This is a genomic window from Streptomyces sp. NPDC025651 (genome assembly GCF_055558735.1).
The window spans coordinates 327,287-343,376 of record NZ_JBVHLZ010000007.1 but is presented as its reverse complement, the minus strand read 5'-3'; the positions used below and the strand labels follow the sequence as shown (position 1 = coordinate 343,376).

Below are 16,090 nucleotides of genomic sequence, written 5' to 3'. Positions count from 1 at the left end.
GCCTCCCATACGGATGTCGCGCACCCCGCGTCAAGCCTCCGTCAAGGGCGCCGCGAACGGCGTCAGGGCGGCGTCAACGAAGAGCGAACCGGTGTTCGGGGCACCGCAGACTGATCACCACGGGGGACGCCGACCGCCCGGCCGCGGTGACGAGGGGGATGCGGCCGGGCGGTCGTCCTGTCCGTGGGGGTTGCCCACAGACGCCGCTACTCAAATTTGACTAGGGTGGAGGCATGGCCGAGAAAACCATCCCTCTCCTCCCGTGCCGGACGATCCAGCCGGTGGTCGACTTCTACACCGCGCTGGGCTTCGAGACGACCTTCGTCCAGAAGAGTCCCTATCCGTACGCGGTCGTCGAACTCGGCACCGTAGAGCTGCAGTTCTTCGGCATGAAGGCGTACGACCCCAAGGAGTCCTACTCCGGGGCCTACGTCCTCACCGACGACGTCGAAGCGCTGCACACCGCCTTCCGTGCCGGGCTCAAGGCCGCGTACGGGAGGATCCCCAGCCGCGGCCTGCCCCGCATCGGCCCGCTGAAGGACATGTCCTACGGCGTGCGGCAGTTCCTGATGACCGACCCCGGCGGCAACAGCATCCGCGTCGGGCAGCCGATCGGCGAGGACCAGTCGATGCGGCCCGCCCCCAAGGAGACCTTCGCGCGGGCCCTGCACATGGCCGACCTGTTCGCCGACTCCAAGGAGGACCTGCCGGGCGCCGCGAAGATCATCGACCGGGCCCTCGGGCTCACCGACGAACGGCCCACCGCCGAACAGGAGTTGCGCCTGCTGGTCCTGCGCGGCGACGTCGCGCGGCGGCTCGGCGACGACGAGCTGTCCGAGCGGATGCTGGCGCGGGCGGAGGCGGTCGCGCTGGGCGACACGGAGCGGGAGTCCGCGCGCGACGCCCTGGCCCGCCTCGCCGAGCTGCGGGCGTAGCCGCTCGCGTCAGGGTGCCGTCAAGGTCCGGGGCCCGGGCGCCAGAGCCACGTCAAGGGCCGTGCCCCCGGCGGCCGTCGGGGGCACGGGTGAGGCACTCTCCCCAAGGGCGCCCGCCCGGGAGAGAGCCTCGCGGGCCGAGGATGTGGAGCGCCGGAGCGATGAGTGACGTACGACGATGAGTGACGTACGACCCGGAAAGCTGAAGGTCTACCTCGGGTCCGCCCCCGGCGTCGGCAAGACCTACCGCATGCTCGACGAGGCCCGCCGCAGGGCGGCCCGGGGCACCGACGTGGTCGTGGCGCTGGCCGTCACCCACGGCCGCCCGCACACGGAGGCGATGCTGGAGGGCCTGGAGCTGCTGGGGTCTGCGGGGTCCGCAAGCGCTGGCAGGCCCGGACGCGCCACCGGAGGCAGCCGTCCTGCGTGGCCCGAACACCCCTGTGCCACCGGCGAGTTGGACCTCGCCGCACTCCTCGCCCGTCGCCCCGGCCTCGCCGTCGTCGACGAGTTGGCGCACGCCAACGCCCCCGGCGCGGGGCGCAACCCCAAGCGGTGGCAGGACGTCGAGGAGCTCCTCGCCGCCGGTGTCGACGTCCTCACCGCCCTGGACATCCGCCACCTGGAGTCCCTCAACGACGTCGTCGAGAAGATCACCCGCGTACGCGTGGGGGAGACCGTCCCCGACCGCGTGGTGCGCCGCGCCGACCAGATCGAGCTCGTGGACATGCCGCCCGAGGCGCTGCGCCGCCGCATGGCGCACGGCAACATCCACGCGCCCCAGGACGTCGACGCCGCCCTCGCCCACTACTTCCGCCTCGGCAACCTCACCGCCCTGCGCGAACTCGCCCTGCGCTGGGTCGCGGGCCACGTCGACGAGCGGCTCCAGCGCTACCGCTCCGAGCACGGCATCGACGGCGTCTGGGAGGCCCGCGAGCGCGTGGTCGTCGCCCTGACCGGCGGCCCCGAGGGCGAGACCCTCATCCGGCGCGCCGCCCGCATCGGTTTCCTGCCCCGCGCCCTCGGCTCCCCGGGGGCCGGCGGCGACCTGCTCGCCGTGCACGTGGCCCGCAGCGACGGCCTCGCCGCGGGCGCCTCGCACGCCGCCCTGGTCCGCCAGCGCCGCCTCGTCGAGAGCCTCGGCGGCAGCTACCACTCGGTCGTCGGCGACCATGTCCCCACCGCCCTGGTCGAGTTCGCGCGCGCGGAGAACGCCACCCAGCTCGTCCTCGGCACCAGCAGACGCGGCCGCCTGGAGCGCTTCCTGACGGGCAGCGGCATCGGCGAGACCGTCGTGGCCCTCTCCGACGACATCGACGTCCACATGGTCACCCACGAACGCGCGGGCCGCGGCAGGCTGTTGCCCTCGCGCCGCCGCACGCTGCCGTTCCCGCGGCTCGTCGCGGGCCCCGTGGCGGGGCTTGCCCTGCCGGTGCTCCTGACCCTCGCGCTCGACCGGCTGCGCGACCCGCTGAACCTCACCAGCGAGGCACTCCTGTTCCTGCTCGCCGTGGTGGGCGTGGCCTGCATCGGGGGCGTCGCCTCCGCCGTGATCGCGTCGGTCACGGCATCGCTGCTGCTCAACTACTGGTTCATGCCGCCGACGGGGCACTTCACCCTCGGCGACCCCAACAGCATGGTGGCGCTCGGCGTCTTCGCCGTCGTCGCGGCCACCGTGGCCGCCGTCGTCGACCGCTCCCTGCGGCTCTCGCGCCGCTCGGCCCGGGCCACCGCGGAGGCCGAGACCATGTCCTCGCTCGCGGGCAGCATCGTCCGCGGCGACCACGCCATCCCCGCGCTCCTCGAACGTACGAGGGAGACGTTCGGCATGGACTCCGCCGAACTGGTCGACCGACTCCCGGGCGACGAGGGCGAATCGGAAGGCCGCGGGGGCGGCGCCGGGGAACGCGCCTCGGTGGCCGTCCCGACAGGAACCGGTTCCTTCCTCGTCCTGCGCGGCCGCCCCCTGCCCTCCTCCGCCCGGCGTGTGCTCGCCGCCTTCGCCGCGCACGTCGGCGCCGCCGTCGAGCGCGCCCGGCTCGCCGAGGCCGCCGCCGAGGTCGAGCCGGTCAAGGCCGCCGACCGGATGCGCACCGCGCTGCTCCGGGCGGTCGGCCACGACCTGCGCACCCCGCTCGCCGCGGGGTGGGCCGCCGTCGCCTCCCTGCGCAGCCGCGACGTCGACTTCTCCGCGGAGGACCGTGACGCGCTGCTCGCCACCGCCGACGAGTCCCTGGCCCGGCTGGACCGCCTGGTGGAGAACCTCCTGGACCTCAGCCGCCTGCAGGCGGGCGCGCTCCACCTCAGACTGCGGGCCACCGCGCTCGAAGAGGTGCTCGGGCCCGCCCTGGACTCGCTGCCGCAGGACGGGGCCGGCATCGAGGTGCCGGACCTGGACGACCTCGCGAGGATCCCCGACGTCCTCGCCGACCCGCCGCTCCTGGAACGCGTCATCGCCAACCTGATGGGCAACGCCGCCCGCCACTCGCCGCCCCACGAGCCCGTCCTGATCTCGGCGAGCGCGCTCGACGACCGGGTCGAACTCCGCGTCGTCGACCGCGGACCCGGCCTTCCCGCGGCCGGCCGCGAGCGGCTCTTCGAGCCCTTCCAGCGGCTCGGCGACACCGACAACGCCACCGGGCTCGGCCTCGGCCTCGCGCTCTCGCGGGGCCTGACGGAGGCGATGGACGGGACGCTCACCCCGGAGGACACCCCGGGCGGCGGCCTGACGATGGTGCTCTCGCTGCCCTGTGCGCGGCCCGTCCCCTGAGGCGCGCGGTCCGCTTCCCGAGGCGCGCGGTCAGCCGACGTGCACCCGGGGCCTGCGCTCCGGGTCCGGCTCGGCGCGGCGCAGCACCTCACGGGTGACCGGCGCGACCTCGCCGTCCCCGAAGACGAGGAAGCGCAGGAGATGGCCGAGCGGATCGCCCTCGGTCCAGTTGAAGTAGGCGTGCGGGACCTGCCCGGTGCGGTCGCGGATGGCGATCAGGACGGCCGCGATCGTGTTCGGCACCCCGGGACCCGCCACGCGCAGCCTGCGCGCCCCGTGCTTCTCGTCGCCGCGCACCGTGGACTGGGTGGTGAAGTCCGAGGAGTTGCGGACGAAGACCTCCAGGAAGAGGACCGGCTCCCCGCCGGGGATGTGGGTCTGCTCGCGCTGGCTGTACTCCTTGGCGCGGTACTCGACGGTGCTGTGCTCCTGCGGTTCGTTCGCGATGATCCGCACCGGTCCTGCGGCGGCGACCTGGTCGATCAGCCGCGCCGCCGCGTCGTCGAACACCACGCCCGCGGAGCGCAGTTCGAAGGCGCGGTGCACGCGCGAGGCGAAGGAGGTGAGCACGATGCCGAGGATGAACAGCGCCGCGATCTTGATGCCGTCGGGCCGCTCCACGACGTTCGCCACCAAGGTGTACGCGAACACCGCGGTGATCAGCCCGAAGCCGAGGGTGGCCCTGCGGCGGCCGCGGTGGTGCACCGCCACGGTCGAGGCGAAGGCGGCGGAGAGCATCAGGACGAGCACCCCGGTGGCGTACGCGCCGCTCTGCGCGTCGACGTCGGCGTTGAACCAGAGCGTGATGCCGACCGCGATCACCATGAAGACGAGGACCAGCGGCCGCACCGCCCGCGTCCACTCCGGCGCCATGCCGTACCGCGGCAGGTAGCGCGGCACGATGTTGAGCAGCCCGGCGAGCGCGGAGGCCCCCGCGAACCACAGGATGGCGATGGTCGACACGTCGTAGAGGGTCCCGAAGGCCTCGCCCAGGTGTTCGTGCGCGAGATAGGCGAGGGCCCGCCCGTTGGCGGGGCCGCCGCTCTTGAAGTCGTCCTGCGGGATCAGGATCGTCGTGGCCAGGCTGGAGAGCAGCAGGAAGCAGCTCATGGTGACGGCCGCCGTGGTCAGCAGCTTTCGGGTGTCACGCACGCGGCCGGCCGGCTTCTCGTACGTGTCCGTCGCGTCGCCCCGCACCTGGGGCATCACCGCGACGCCGGTCTCGAAGCCGGACATGCCGAGCGCCAGCTTCGGGAAGACGAGCAGGGCGACGCCGGCCATGACGAACGGCGAGGAGTGCTCGGCGGTCATCGCGCCCCACCAGTCCTCGACGTGCCACGGCTCGCTGAGCACCAGCCAGGCCGCGGTGACGAGGACGACGAGGTTGAGCGCGAGGAAGACGCCGACGAGCGCCACGGCGACGCCGATCGCCTCGCGGAATCCCTTGAGGAAGACGGCGCCGAGCCCGGCGATCAGGACGAGCGTGATCGTGACGTTCTCGCCGTCGAGCCAGTGCGGGGCGAAGGGGTTCTCCACCACGTGCGCCGAGGCGTCGGCCGCGGACAGGGTGATGGTGATGATGAAGTCCGTGGCGGCGAAGCCGAGCAGCACGAGCACGAAGATCTTCCCCGACCACCAGGGCAGCAGCCGCTCCAGCATGTGGATGGAGCCCTCGCCGTGCGGGGACTCGTGGGCGACGCGGCGGTAGACCGGCAGCGCGCCGAGCAGCGTGAGGCCGATCAGCACGAGGGTGGCGAGCGGCGAGAGCAGCCCGGCGGCGAGCGCCGCGATGCCCGGCTGGTAGCCGAGCGTGGAGAAGTAGTCCACGCCGGTCAGACACATGACACGCCACCACTTGTGGCCCTGGTGGTCCACGGGCAGGGTGCCGTGCGGCCCCTGGTGCCGCGACGACCGATCGGTGAGCCCTTCGAGGAGCCAGGCGCGCAGACGGCGGGGGGACTTCACGACCATGCCTCACATCGTCGCCCCGAGGCGTCAAAAGTGCGTGAAGACCGGGCCGTTCCGCGCGAAGAACGCGCAAGGAACGCGCTGTGCCGACCGGAACCGGACAGAACCTGGGCGCACCTGCCCACAACGGGTCCCGTCCGCTCCGGAGCCGGGCCCGCCCGCCCCGTACCCCGGGGCCCCAGAAGGAGTACGTATGTCCGTCCTGACCTCCGCGACGGGAACCGCGCCTCTCGACGAGGAGCCTCCGGACGCCGGGGAGCGGCATCGGCTCACCGCCGTGACCGGGCTTGCCGCGCTGTCCCTGGATGCCATGGCCTCCGTCGCCTACGGGCCCGAGGCGATCGTGCTCGTGCTCGCCGCCGCCGGCGGCCACGGGCTCGGGTTCACCCTGCCGGTCACCCTCGCCATCGCCGCGCTCCTCGCGGTCCTCGTCGCCTCCTACCGCCAGCTCATCGCCGCCTTCCCCGACGGCGGCGGCTCCTACGCGGTGGCCAAGACCCACCTGGGGCGGCGCACCTCCCTGGTGGCCGCCGCCTCCCTCGTCCTGGACTACGTCCTGAACGTCGCGGTCGCCGTCACCGCCGGCGTCGCCGCCCTCACCTCGGCCTTCCCCGAGCTCTACGGCGACCGCCTGTGGATCTGCCTCGCCGTCCTCGTCCTGATCACCGCGGTCAACCTGCGCGGCATCGTCGACTCCGCCCGCGCCTTCATCGCCCCGACCGCGATCTTCGTGCTCTCCATGCTGACCCTCATCGCGGTCGGCCTCTTCCGTTCCGCGCCGGTCAGCACCGAGGCCGCCGCGGGCCACGCCTCGGTCCTCGCCGACAACGCCACCACCGTCGGCGCCCTGCTCCTCCTGAAGGCCTTCGCCTCCGGCTGCTCCGCGCTCACCGGCGTCGAGGCCATCGCCAACGCCGTGCCGTCCTTCCGCGCCCCGCGCGCCAAGCGCGCCCAGCACGCGGAGATCGCCCTCGGCGCCGTCCTCGGCGTCATGCTGATCGGCCTCGCGGTGCTGATCTCCCGCTTCCACCTCCAGCCGGTCGAGGGCGTCACCGTCCTCGCCCAGCTCGCGGACGCCTCCCTCGGCCACAACTGGGCCTTCTACGTCATCCAGTTCGCCACGATGATCCTGCTCGCCCTCTCCGCGAACACCTCCTTCGGCGGCCTGCCCGTCCTGCTCAAGCTGCTCGCCCGCGACAACTTCCTGCCGCACGTCTTCGCCCTCAAGGCCGACCGCCAGGTCCACCGGCACGGCGTCCTGACCCTCGCCGGGATCTCCGCCGCCCTCCTGCTCTTCTCCGGCGGCGACACCAACACCCTCGTCCCGCTCTTCGCGATCGGCGTCTTCGTCGGCTTCACCATCGCCCAGACCGGCATGGTCGTCCACTGGCGCCGCGAGCGCGGCCCGAGGTGGCAGGGCAAGGCCCTCCTGAACGGCCTGGGCGCACTGCTCACCGGCGTCAGCGCGATCGTCGTCACCGCCACCAAGTTCCACGACGGGGCCTGGCTGATCGTCGTCGCCCTGCCCCTGCTCGTCGCCGCCTTCGAGACGGTCCACCGCGCCTACGCCAGGATCGGCGAGCGCCTCGGCCTCGGCCGCGTCCCCGAGTGCCCGCACCGCGACCGCTCCCTGGTCGTCGTCCCCGTCTCCTCCCTCTCCCGCCTCACCAGCGAGGCCCTGACCGCCGCCGTGTCGCTGGGCGACGAGGTCCGCGCGGTGACCGTCTGCCACGCCGACCCCGAGGACCGCGCGCAGGTCGAGGCCCTGGAGCGGGACTGGGCGCTGTGGAACCCGGGTGTGGACCTGATCCGCATCCCCACCGAGCGCCGCACGCTCGGCCGCCCCATCGCCGCGTACGTCCGCACGGTCGCCGCCGCCGAGCCCGCCACCCGCGTCACGGTCCTGATCCCCGAGGCCGAACCGGCCCGCGCCTGGCAGCGGATCCTGCAGAACCAGCGCGGCGCGGTGGTCGCCCACGCCGTCCGCAGGGACACCGACGCCGCCATCTGCCGCCTGCGCTTCCGCCTCTCGTGAGAAGCCCCCGCGAGGGGCTCTCGTAAGAGACCCGTCAAGAGCGTTCACGGCGCCGTATGGAGGGCGTCAACGACGGCCGAGTACGGCCGAAAGGGCGCTTTCCTCTAACCGGCGGGCCAAGCGATTGACCGCCGAACCAAGCAATTCACCCGTCCACTTCCTTACAGGAGCTCACGATGGCCGACGTGGCCTTCGTCGTCACCACGATCGCGGTCTTCGCGTTGGTGGCACTTGTCGCCAAGGGGGTGACCAAGCTGTGACCGCCGAGAACATCGTCGGCCTCGTCGTGGCCGTCGCCCTCCTGGGCTATCTCGTCCTCGCCCTCGTCTTCCCGGAGAGGTTCTGAGTACGGATATGAGCCCCGTCCTTGCTGGTGTGCTCCAGCTGCTCGCCCTGATAGCCGCGCTCGCCCTGGCCTACCGCCCGCTCGGCGACTACATGGCCCGGGTCTACGGCTCGAAGAAGCACCTTCGCGTCGAGAAGTGGATCTACAAGGCCATCGGCGCCAACCCCGACACGGAGATGCGCTGGCCCGCCTACCTGCGCGGTGTCCTCGCCTTCTCCGCGGTCGGCGTTCTCTTCCTCTACCTGCTGCAGCGCCTGCAGGGCTCGCTGCCCGGCTCGCTCGGCTTCAAGGCCATCGACCCGGACCAGGCGTTCAACACGGCCGCGTCCTTCGTGGCCAACACCAACTGGCAGTCGTACTCCGGCGAACAGGCCATGGGCCACGTCGTGCAGACCGGCGGCCTCGCCGTGCAGAACTTCGTCTCGGCGGCCGTGGGGATCGCCGTGGCGGTCGCCCTCGTACGCGGCTTCGCCCGATCCCGCACCGGTGAACTCGGCAACTTCTGGGCCGACCTGGTGCGCGGCACGGTCCGCGTCCTGATCCCGATCTCCGTGATCGGCGCGCTCGTCCTGGTCGCCTGCGGCGCCATCCAGAACTTCTCCGGCATCCACGAGGTCGGCCAGTTCATGGGCGGCAGGCAGGAGTGGAACGGCGGCGCGGTCGCCTCGCAGGAGGTCATCAAGGAGCTGGGCACGAACGGCGGCGGTTACTTCAACGCCAACTCCGCCCACCCCTTCGAGAACCCCAACCCGATCTCGAACCTCTTCGAGATCTTCCTGATCCTCGTGATCCCGTTCGCGCTGACCCGCACCTTCGGCAGGATGGTCGGCTCGGTCAGGCAGGGCTACGCGATCCTCGCCACGATGGCGACGATCTGGATCGGCTTCACCGCCCTGATGATGTGGACCGAGTTCCACCACGGCGGCCCGGCGTTCGACCTCGCGGGCGGCGCGACGGAGGGCAAGGAGACCCGGTTCGGGATCGGCGGCTCGGCGATCTTCTCGGTCGCCACCACGCTCACCTCCACCGGCGCGGTCAACTCCTTCCACTCCTCCAACACCGGCTTCGGCGGCGGCATCAACATGCTGGGCATGCAGCTCGGCGAGATCGCGCCCGGCGGCGTCGGCTCCGGCCTCTACGGCATGCTGATCATGGCGATCATCGCCGTGTTCATCGCCGGTCTGATGGTCGGCCGTACGCCGGAGTACCTGGGCAAGAAGATCGGCACCCGCGAGATCAAGCTGGCGGCCTGCTACATCCTCGTCACCCCGGCGCTCGTGCTCGGCTTCACGGCCGTGTCGATGGCGCTGTCCACGCCCAAGGACTCGATGCTCAACTCCGGGGCGCACGGCTTCTCCGAGATCCTGTACGCCTTCACCTCCGGCGCCAACAACAACGGTTCGGCCTTCGGCGGCCTGAGCGCGGACACGAACTGGTTCAACACCACGATCGGTCTCGCCATGCTGCTCGGCCGCTTCCTGCCGATGGTGTTCGTCCTCGCGCTCGCGGGCTCCCTCGCCGAGCAGAAGCCGATCCCGCAGACGGCGGGCACCCTGCGTACCGAGAAGCCGCTGTTCACCGGGTTGTTGGTCGGCACGATCATGATCATCACCGGTCTCACCTACTTCCCCGCCCTCGCGCTGGGACCGCTTGCCGAGGGGCTGGCGTCATGAGCACAAACACCAAGAACCAAGCCATGGAGGGGAACGGACCGGACACCGCTTCGGTCGCCACCCTCGCTCCGCACCAGGACGTGCCCACCGGCCACAAGTCCGCCGACGAGGGCAGGGTCGGCGCGGGTCTCTTCGACCCCGCCCAGCTCCTGAAGTCCCTGCCGGACGCGTTCCGCAAGCTGAACCCGCGCGTCATGGTCAAGTCCCCGGTCATGTTCGTGGTCCTGATCGGCTCGGTGGTCACCACCGTGCTCGCGCTCAAGGACCCGACCGACTGGTTCGGCTGGGCGATCACCGTCTGGCTCTGGCTGACCACGGTCTTCGCCAACCTCGCCGAGGCCGTCGCCGAGGGCCGCGGCAAGGCGCAGGCCGACACCCTGCGCAAGGCCAAGACCGACACCGTCGCGCGCCGCCTGAACGGCTCCGCCGAGGAGTCCGTCCCCGGCACCGAGCTGCGCATCGGCGACCTGGTGGTCTGCGAGGCGGGCGACATCATCCCCGGCGACGGCGACGTCGTCGAGGGCGTCGCGTCCGTCGACGAGTCCGCGATCACCGGCGAATCGGCCCCCGTCATCCGGGAGTCGGGCGGCGACCGCTCGGCCGTCACGGGCGGTACGAAGGTCCTCTCCGACCGGATCGTCATCAAGATCACGACGAAGCCCGGCGAGACGTTCATCGACCGCATGATCAACCTGGTCGAGGGCGCGGCCCGGCAGAAGACGCCCAACGAGATCGCGTTGAACATCCTCCTGGCGTCCCTCACCATCGTCTTCCTGCTCGCCGTCGTCACCCTCAAGCCCTTCGCCATCTACGCGGGGGCCGACGACCAGACCTCGATGATCGTCCTGACGGCGCTGCTCGTCTGCCTGATCCCGACGACCATCGGCGCCCTGCTCTCCGCGATCGGCATCGCGGGCATGGACCGCCTGGTCCAGCGCAACGTCCTCGCCATGTCGGGCCGGGCCGTCGAGGCCGCGGGCGACGTGTCGACCCTGCTGCTCGACAAGACCGGCACCATCACCCTCGGCAACCGCCAGGCCGCCGAGTTCGTGCCGGTGCGCGGCACCACCGAGGCCGAGGTCGCGGACGCCGCCCAGCTCTCGTCGCTGGCCGACGAGACCCCCGAGGGCCGCTCCATCGTCGTACTCGCCAAGGAGAAGTACGGCCTGCGCGAACGCCACCAGGGCGAGCTGACCGGCGCCGAGTGGGTGCCGTTCACCGCGCAGACCCGGATGTCGGGTGTGGACGTCGACGGACGCAAGGTGCGCAAGGGCGCGACCGGTTCGGTCATCGCCTGGGTCAAGGAACGTGGTGGCGAGGTCGCCGAGGATGCGCAGGAACTCAACGACCGGATTTCACAGGCTGGTGGCACGCCGCTGCTTGTGGCTCTGGAAGACGCTGACGGTGCCCGGGTCCTCGGGGTGATCCACCTCAAGGACGTCGTCAAGGAGGGCATGCGCGAGCGGTTCGACGAACTGCGCCGCATGGGCATCAAGACCGTCATGATCACCGGCGACAACCCGCTGACCGCCAAGGCGATCGCGGACGAGGCGGGCGTGGACGACTTCCTCGCCGAGGCCACGCCCGAGGACAAGATGGCGCTGATCAAGCGCGAGCAGGCCGGCGGCAAGCTGGTCGCGATGACGGGCGACGGCACCAACGACGCCCCCGCGCTCGCCCAGGCGGACGTCGGCGTGGCCATGAACACCGGCACCTCGGCCGCCAAGGAGGCCGGGAACATGGTGGACCTGGACTCCAACCCGACCAAGCTCATCGAGATCGTCGAGATCGGCAAGCAACTCCTCATCACCCGGGGTGCCTTGACGACCTTCTCGATCGCCAACGACGTCGCGAAGTACTTCGCGATCATCCCCGCCATGTTCGCGGTCGCCTACCCCTCGCTCGACAAGCTCAACATCATGGGCCTGTCGTCGCCCGAGTCCGCGATCCTCTCCGCGGTCGTCTTCAACGCGCTGATCATCATCGCCCTCGTGCCGCTCGCCCTGAAGGGCGTGCAGTACCGGCCGATGAGCGCCGACAGGATGCTCCGGCGCAACCTCGGCATCTACGGCCTGGGCGGGCTCGTCGCCCCGTTCATCGGCATCAAGATCATCGACGTACTCATCTCCCTCATCCCCGGGATCGGCTGACCGCCATGAACAACTCCGTAGGAAACACAGCCCGGTTGATAGGAGCAGGCCTGCGCGCCCTCCTCGTCCTCACCGTGATCTGCGGCGTGATCTACCCGCTCGCGGTCACCGGCGTCGCCCAGGCCCTGTTCCATGACAAGGCCAACGGCTCCGAGGTGAAGGCGGATGGCGAGGTCGTCGGCTCCGAACTCATCGGCCAGCGCTACGACCTGCCGCTCAAGAAGGGCCAGGAGACGCCCGAGCCGGACCTCAAGTGGTTCCAGCCGCGCCCGTCCAACGGCCTCGGCTCCAACCGGGCCAACGGCGTCAACACGCGGTACGACCTGATCGTGTCCGGCGCCACCAACCTCTCCGGTGACAACAAGGACCTGATCAAGCAGGTGAAGGACGCCAAGGCGGCCGTCATCAAGGACAACTCCACCGCGGACCACAAGGTGAAGCCCTCCGACGTGCCCGCCGAAGCGGTCACCTCCTCGGGCTCCGGCCTCGACCCGCACATCTCCCCGGCGTACGCCGACCTCCAGGCGCACCGCGTCGCGGCGAGGAACCACCTGGACGTCGCGCAGGTCGAGAAGCTGGTCGACGAGCACACCGACGGGCGGATCCTCGGCTTCATGGGCGAGCCGCGCGTCAACGTCCTCCAGCTCAACGTCGCCCTCAAGGAACTGACCGAGAAGGGCTGATGGGCTTAACCGTCACCGGCGGGAGCCGACGGACCGGGCACACGCCCGGCACCGCCGGCTCCCGCGGCCACGACACGCACACCCACACCGACGGGGAAGAAGGCGGCACACCGATGACCCGGGTCCTTGTGGTGGAGGACGACGCACAGCTCGTACGGGCACTCGTGATCAACCTGCAGGCGCGCAAGTACGGAGTGGACGCGGCCCCCGACGGAGCCACCGCCCTGCGCCTGGCCGCCGCCCGGCAGCCGGACGTCGTCGTACTCGACCTGGGCCTGCCCGACATGGACGGCATCGACGTGCTCAGGGCGCTGCGCGGCTGGACGCGCGTACCGGTCCTGGTCCTCACCGCCCGGCGCGCCTCCGACGAGAAGGTCGAGGCCCTCGACGCGGGCGCCGACGACTACATCACCAAGCCGTTCAGCATGGACGAACTCCTCGCCCGGCTGCGCGCCGCCGTCCGCCGCACCGAATCGGCCCCCGCCGCCCACGAGACCGTCGTGGTCACCACCGACGACTTCAGCGTCGACCTGGTCGCCAAGAAGGTCACCCGCGGCGGCCGCGACATACGCCTGACCCCCACGGAGTGGCAGCTCCTGGAAATACTCATCTGCCACCCCGGACGCCTCATCACCCAGCGGCAGCTGCTGCAGGACGTGTGGGGCCCCTCGTACGGCACCAAGACCAACTACCTACGGGTCTACATGGCCCAGTTGAGACGCAAACTGGAAGCGGACCCCTCCCACCCCCGGTACCTCATCACGGAGCCGGGCATGGGATACCGCTTCGAGAGCTGACCACCCGGCGGACGGACTCACCCACCCATGGCACGCGGCAAGCTTCGCATCTACCTCGGCTCGGCTCCCGGCGTCGGCAAGACGTACGCGATGCTCTCCGAGGCCCATCGCCGCGTGGAGCGCGGCACCGACTGCGTGGTCGCCTTCGTGGAGCACCACGACCGGCCGCGCACCGAGGTCATGCTGCACGGCCTGGAGATCGTCCCGCGCAGGCGACTGGAGTACCGCGGCTCGGTGTTCACCGAGATGGACCTCGACGCGGTCCTGGCACGCCGCCCCGCCGTCGCCCTGGTCGACGAGCTCCCGCACACCAACATCCCCGGCTCGCGCAACGCCAAGCGCTGGCAGGACGTCGAGGAACTCCTCGCGGCCGGCATCGACGTCATCTCCACCGCCAACATCCAGCACCTGGAATCGCTCGGCGACGTGGTCGAGTCGATCACCGGCGTACGTCAGAAGGAGACGGTGCCGGACGAAGTGGTGCGCCGTGCCGACCAGATCGAGCTGGTCGACATGTCGCCCCAGGCGCTGCGCCGCCGCATGGCGCACGGCAACATCTACAAGCCCGACAAGGTCGACGCCGCCCTCTCCAAGTACTTCCGGCCGGGAAACCTCACCGCCCTGCGGGAGTTGGCACTCCTGTGGACCGCGGACCGCGTCGACGAGTACCTCAACGAGTACCGTGCCGAGCACCGCGTCAAGAAGATCTGGGGCTCCCGCGAGCGCATCGTCGTCGGCCTCACCGGCGGCCCCGAGGGCAGCACCCTGCTGCGCCGCGCCGCCCGCCTCGCCGAGAAGGGCGCGGGCGGCGAGGTCCTCGCCGTCTACATCTCCCGCAGCGACGGCCTCACCTCGGCCTCGCCCAAGGAACTCGCCGTCCAGCGCACCCTCGTGGAGGACCTCGGCGGCACCTTCCACCACGTGATCGGCGACGACATACCGGCCGCGCTGCTCGACTTCGCGCGCGGCGTGAACGCCACCCAGATCGTCCTCGGCGTCTCCCGCCGCAAGAGCTGGCAGTACGTCTTCGGGCCCGGCGTCGGCGCGACCGTCGCCCGCGACTCCGGTCCCGACCTCGACGCCCACCTCGTCACGCACGACGCGGTCGGCAGCGGCCGCGGCCTCCCGGTGGCCAGGGGAGCGCGGCTCGGCCGCACCCGCCGCCTCGCCGGTTGGCTGATCGGCGTCGCGGGCCCGGTGCTGCTCACCGCGGTGCTCCGCGCCATGGCACCCGACGTCGGCCTCGCCAACGACATGCTGCTCTTCCTCTCGCTGACCGTCGCGGCCGCCCTGCTCGGCGGCGCCTGGCCGGCCCTCGCCTCGGCGGCCTTCGGCTCGTTGCTCCTGAACTGGTACTTCACGCCGCCCATCGGCGAGTTGACCATCAACGACCCGAAGAACATCGTCGCCCTGGCGATCTTCATAGGGGTCGCGGTGTCGGTGGCCTCCGTCGTGGACGTCGCCGCCCGGCGCACCGCGCAGGCGGCCAGGCTGCGCGCCGAGTCGGAGATCCTGTCCTTCCTCGCGGGCAGCGTGCTGCGCGGCGAGACCAGCCTGGACGCCCTGCTGGAACGCGTCCGCGAGACCTTCGCCATGGAGTCCGTCGCCCTGCTGGAACGCGCGAGCGACGTGGAGCCCTGGACCTGCGCGGGCAGCGTCGGCGAGGGCCACCCCCTCAAACGCCCCGAGGACGCCGACGTCGACATGCCGGTCGGCGACCACATGGCGCTGGCCCTGTCCGGCCGAGTCCTGCCCGCCGAGGACCGCCGCGTGCTGGCCGCGTTCGCCGCGCAGGCCGCCGTGGTCCTGGACCGCCAGCGCCTCCAGGGCGAGGCCAACCAGGCCCGGGCGCTCGCCGAGGGCAACCGCATCCGCACCGCCCTGCTCGCCGCCGTCAGCCACGACCTGCGGACGCCGCTCGCGGGCATCAAGGCCGCCGTCTCCTCCCTGCGCTCCGACGACGTGGAGTGGTCGCAGGAGGACGAGGCCGAGCTCCTCGAAGGCATCGAGGCGGGCGCCGACCGCCTGGAGCACCTGGTCGGCAACCTCCTGGACATGTCCCGCCTGCAGACCGGCACCGTCACCCCGCTGATCCGCGAGATCGACCTCGACGAGGTCGTCCCCATGGCCCTCGGCGGCGTACCGGAGGGCAGCGTCGACCTGGACATCTCCGAGAACCTGCCCATGGTCACGGTCGACAAGGGGCTCCTGGAGCGGGCGGTCGCCAACATCGTCGAGAACGCCGTGAAGTACAGCCCCGAGGGCTCCCGCGTCCTGGTCTCGGCCAGCGCCATCGCCGACCGCGTGGAACTGCGCGTGGTGGACCGCGGCCCCGGCGTCCCCGACGAGGCCAAGGAGCGGATCTTCGAGCCCTTCCAGCGCCACGGCGACGCCCCGCGCGGCGCGGGCGTGGGCCTCGGTCTCGCGGTCGCCCGCGGCTTCACGGAGGCGATGGACGGCACGCTCACCGCCGAGGACACCCCGGGCGGCGGCCTCACCATGGCGCTCACGCTGCGAGCGGCGACGTAAGGGGGAGACGCGGCGACGTAGGGGGGAGACGCACTGAGAGCGGCCGCGTACGAAAGAGGCACGCGAAAGGCCCCAGTCGACGACTGGGGTCTTTGCTGGTGTCCGAGGGGGGACTTGAACCCCCACGCCCGATAAAGGGCACTAGCACCTCAAGCTAGCGCGTCTGCCATTCCGCCACCCGGACAAGGTGTCTGTCTTCGCGGG

The 16,090-nt window shown here is 71.4% G+C and carries 10 protein-coding genes and 1 tRNA gene; 9 read left to right on the top strand and 2 right to left on the bottom strand.

Annotation, left to right across the window (positions count from 1 at the left end; genetic code table 11):
* Positions 1-233 precede the first annotated feature (233 nt).
* Together ACZ4D5_RS25645 and ACZ4D5_RS25640 are read left to right on the top strand one after the other, a co-directional pair.
* On the top strand, positions 234-935 hold the full coding sequence (locus ACZ4D5_RS25645; RefSeq protein WP_467774725.1) for a bleomycin resistance protein: 702 nt from the start codon (positions 234-236) through the stop codon (positions 933-935).
* A gap of 178 nt (positions 936-1,113) precedes the next feature.
* Entirely contained in the window at positions 1,114-3,705 is a 2,592-nt protein-coding gene (locus ACZ4D5_RS25640; protein ID WP_467774724.1) for an ATP-binding protein, read from the top strand.
* 30 nt (positions 3,706-3,735) lie between these two features.
* On the opposite strand, the gene ACZ4D5_RS25635 is transcribed toward ACZ4D5_RS25640, so the two are convergent.
* Positions 3,736-5,676: an APC family permease gene (locus tag ACZ4D5_RS25635; RefSeq protein WP_467774723.1), complete on the bottom strand. Its 1,941-nt coding sequence runs from the start codon at positions 5,674-5,676 to the stop codon at positions 3,736-3,738.
* 190 nt (positions 5,677-5,866) lie between these two features.
* On the opposite strand from ACZ4D5_RS25635, the gene ACZ4D5_RS25630 reads away from it, so the two are divergent.
* The 7 genes from ACZ4D5_RS25630 (at position 5,867) to ACZ4D5_RS25600 (ending at position 15,886) form a co-directional block, all read left to right on the top strand.
* Complete coding sequence (locus tag ACZ4D5_RS25630; protein ID WP_467774722.1) at positions 5,867-7,708, top strand: APC family permease; 1,842 nt, start codon at positions 5,867-5,869, stop codon at positions 7,706-7,708.
* Positions 7,709-7,964: 256 nt separating this feature from the next.
* A complete protein-coding gene (gene kdpF, locus ACZ4D5_RS25625; RefSeq protein WP_033264828.1) occupies positions 7,965-8,054 on the top strand; it encodes a K(+)-transporting ATPase subunit F in 90 nt (29 codons plus the stop codon).
* 8 nt (positions 8,055-8,062) lie between these two features.
* Positions 8,063-9,727: a potassium-transporting ATPase subunit KdpA gene (gene kdpA / locus ACZ4D5_RS25620; protein WP_467774721.1), complete on the top strand. Its 1,665-nt coding sequence runs from the start codon at positions 8,063-8,065 to the stop codon at positions 9,725-9,727.
* Between the two features lie 23 nt (positions 9,728-9,750).
* A complete protein-coding gene (gene kdpB / locus ACZ4D5_RS25615; protein ID WP_467774895.1) occupies positions 9,751-11,877 on the top strand; it encodes a potassium-transporting ATPase subunit KdpB in 2,127 nt (708 codons plus the stop codon).
* Positions 11,878-11,882: 5 nt separating this feature from the next.
* Positions 11,883-12,560 carry a potassium-transporting ATPase subunit C gene (locus ACZ4D5_RS25610; RefSeq protein WP_467774720.1) on the top strand — a complete coding sequence of 226 codons (678 nt, stop codon included), beginning with the start codon at positions 11,883-11,885 and terminating at the stop codon, positions 12,558-12,560.
* Between the two features lie 113 nt (positions 12,561-12,673).
* Positions 12,674-13,357 (top strand): response regulator, encoded by a 684-nt coding sequence (locus tag ACZ4D5_RS25605; RefSeq protein WP_467774894.1) that lies wholly within the window; start codon positions 12,674-12,676, stop codon positions 13,355-13,357.
* Positions 13,358-13,384: 27 nt separating this feature from the next.
* Positions 13,385-15,886, top strand: coding sequence for an ATP-binding protein (locus tag ACZ4D5_RS25600; protein WP_467774719.1), 2,502 nt, complete (start codon positions 13,385-13,387; stop codon positions 15,884-15,886).
* 96 nt (positions 15,887-15,982) lie between these two features.
* Here ACZ4D5_RS25600 and ACZ4D5_RS25595 read toward each other — a convergent pair.
* Positions 15,983-16,070: transfer RNA gene (locus tag ACZ4D5_RS25595), tRNA-Leu, on the bottom strand.
* Positions 16,071-16,090 lie beyond the last annotated feature (20 nt).

What these genes read in the sequence shown, in the direction of transcription:
- ACZ4D5_RS25645 (WP_467774725.1), top strand. Translation starts at nt 234, where the DNA reads ATGGCCGAGAAAACCATCCCTCTCCTCCCGTGCCGGACGATCCAGCCG.
- ACZ4D5_RS25640 (WP_467774724.1), top strand. Translation starts at nt 1,114, where the DNA reads ATGAGTGACGTACGACCCGGAAAGCTGAAGGTCTACCTCGGGTCCGCC.
- ACZ4D5_RS25635 (WP_467774723.1), bottom strand. Translation starts at nt 5,676, where the DNA reads ATGGTCGTGAAGTCCCCCCGCCGTCTGCGCGCCTGGCTCCTCGAAGGG.
- ACZ4D5_RS25630 (WP_467774722.1), top strand. Translation starts at nt 5,867, where the DNA reads ATGTCCGTCCTGACCTCCGCGACGGGAACCGCGCCTCTCGACGAGGAG.
- kdpA (WP_467774721.1), top strand. Translation starts at nt 8,063, where the DNA reads ATGAGCCCCGTCCTTGCTGGTGTGCTCCAGCTGCTCGCCCTGATAGCC.
- kdpB (WP_467774895.1), top strand. Translation starts at nt 9,751, where the DNA reads ATGGAGGGGAACGGACCGGACACCGCTTCGGTCGCCACCCTCGCTCCG.
- ACZ4D5_RS25610 (WP_467774720.1), top strand. Translation starts at nt 11,883, where the DNA reads ATGAACAACTCCGTAGGAAACACAGCCCGGTTGATAGGAGCAGGCCTG.
- ACZ4D5_RS25605 (WP_467774894.1), top strand. Translation starts at nt 12,674, where the DNA reads ATGACCCGGGTCCTTGTGGTGGAGGACGACGCACAGCTCGTACGGGCA.
- ACZ4D5_RS25600 (WP_467774719.1), top strand. Translation starts at nt 13,385, where the DNA reads ATGGCACGCGGCAAGCTTCGCATCTACCTCGGCTCGGCTCCCGGCGTC.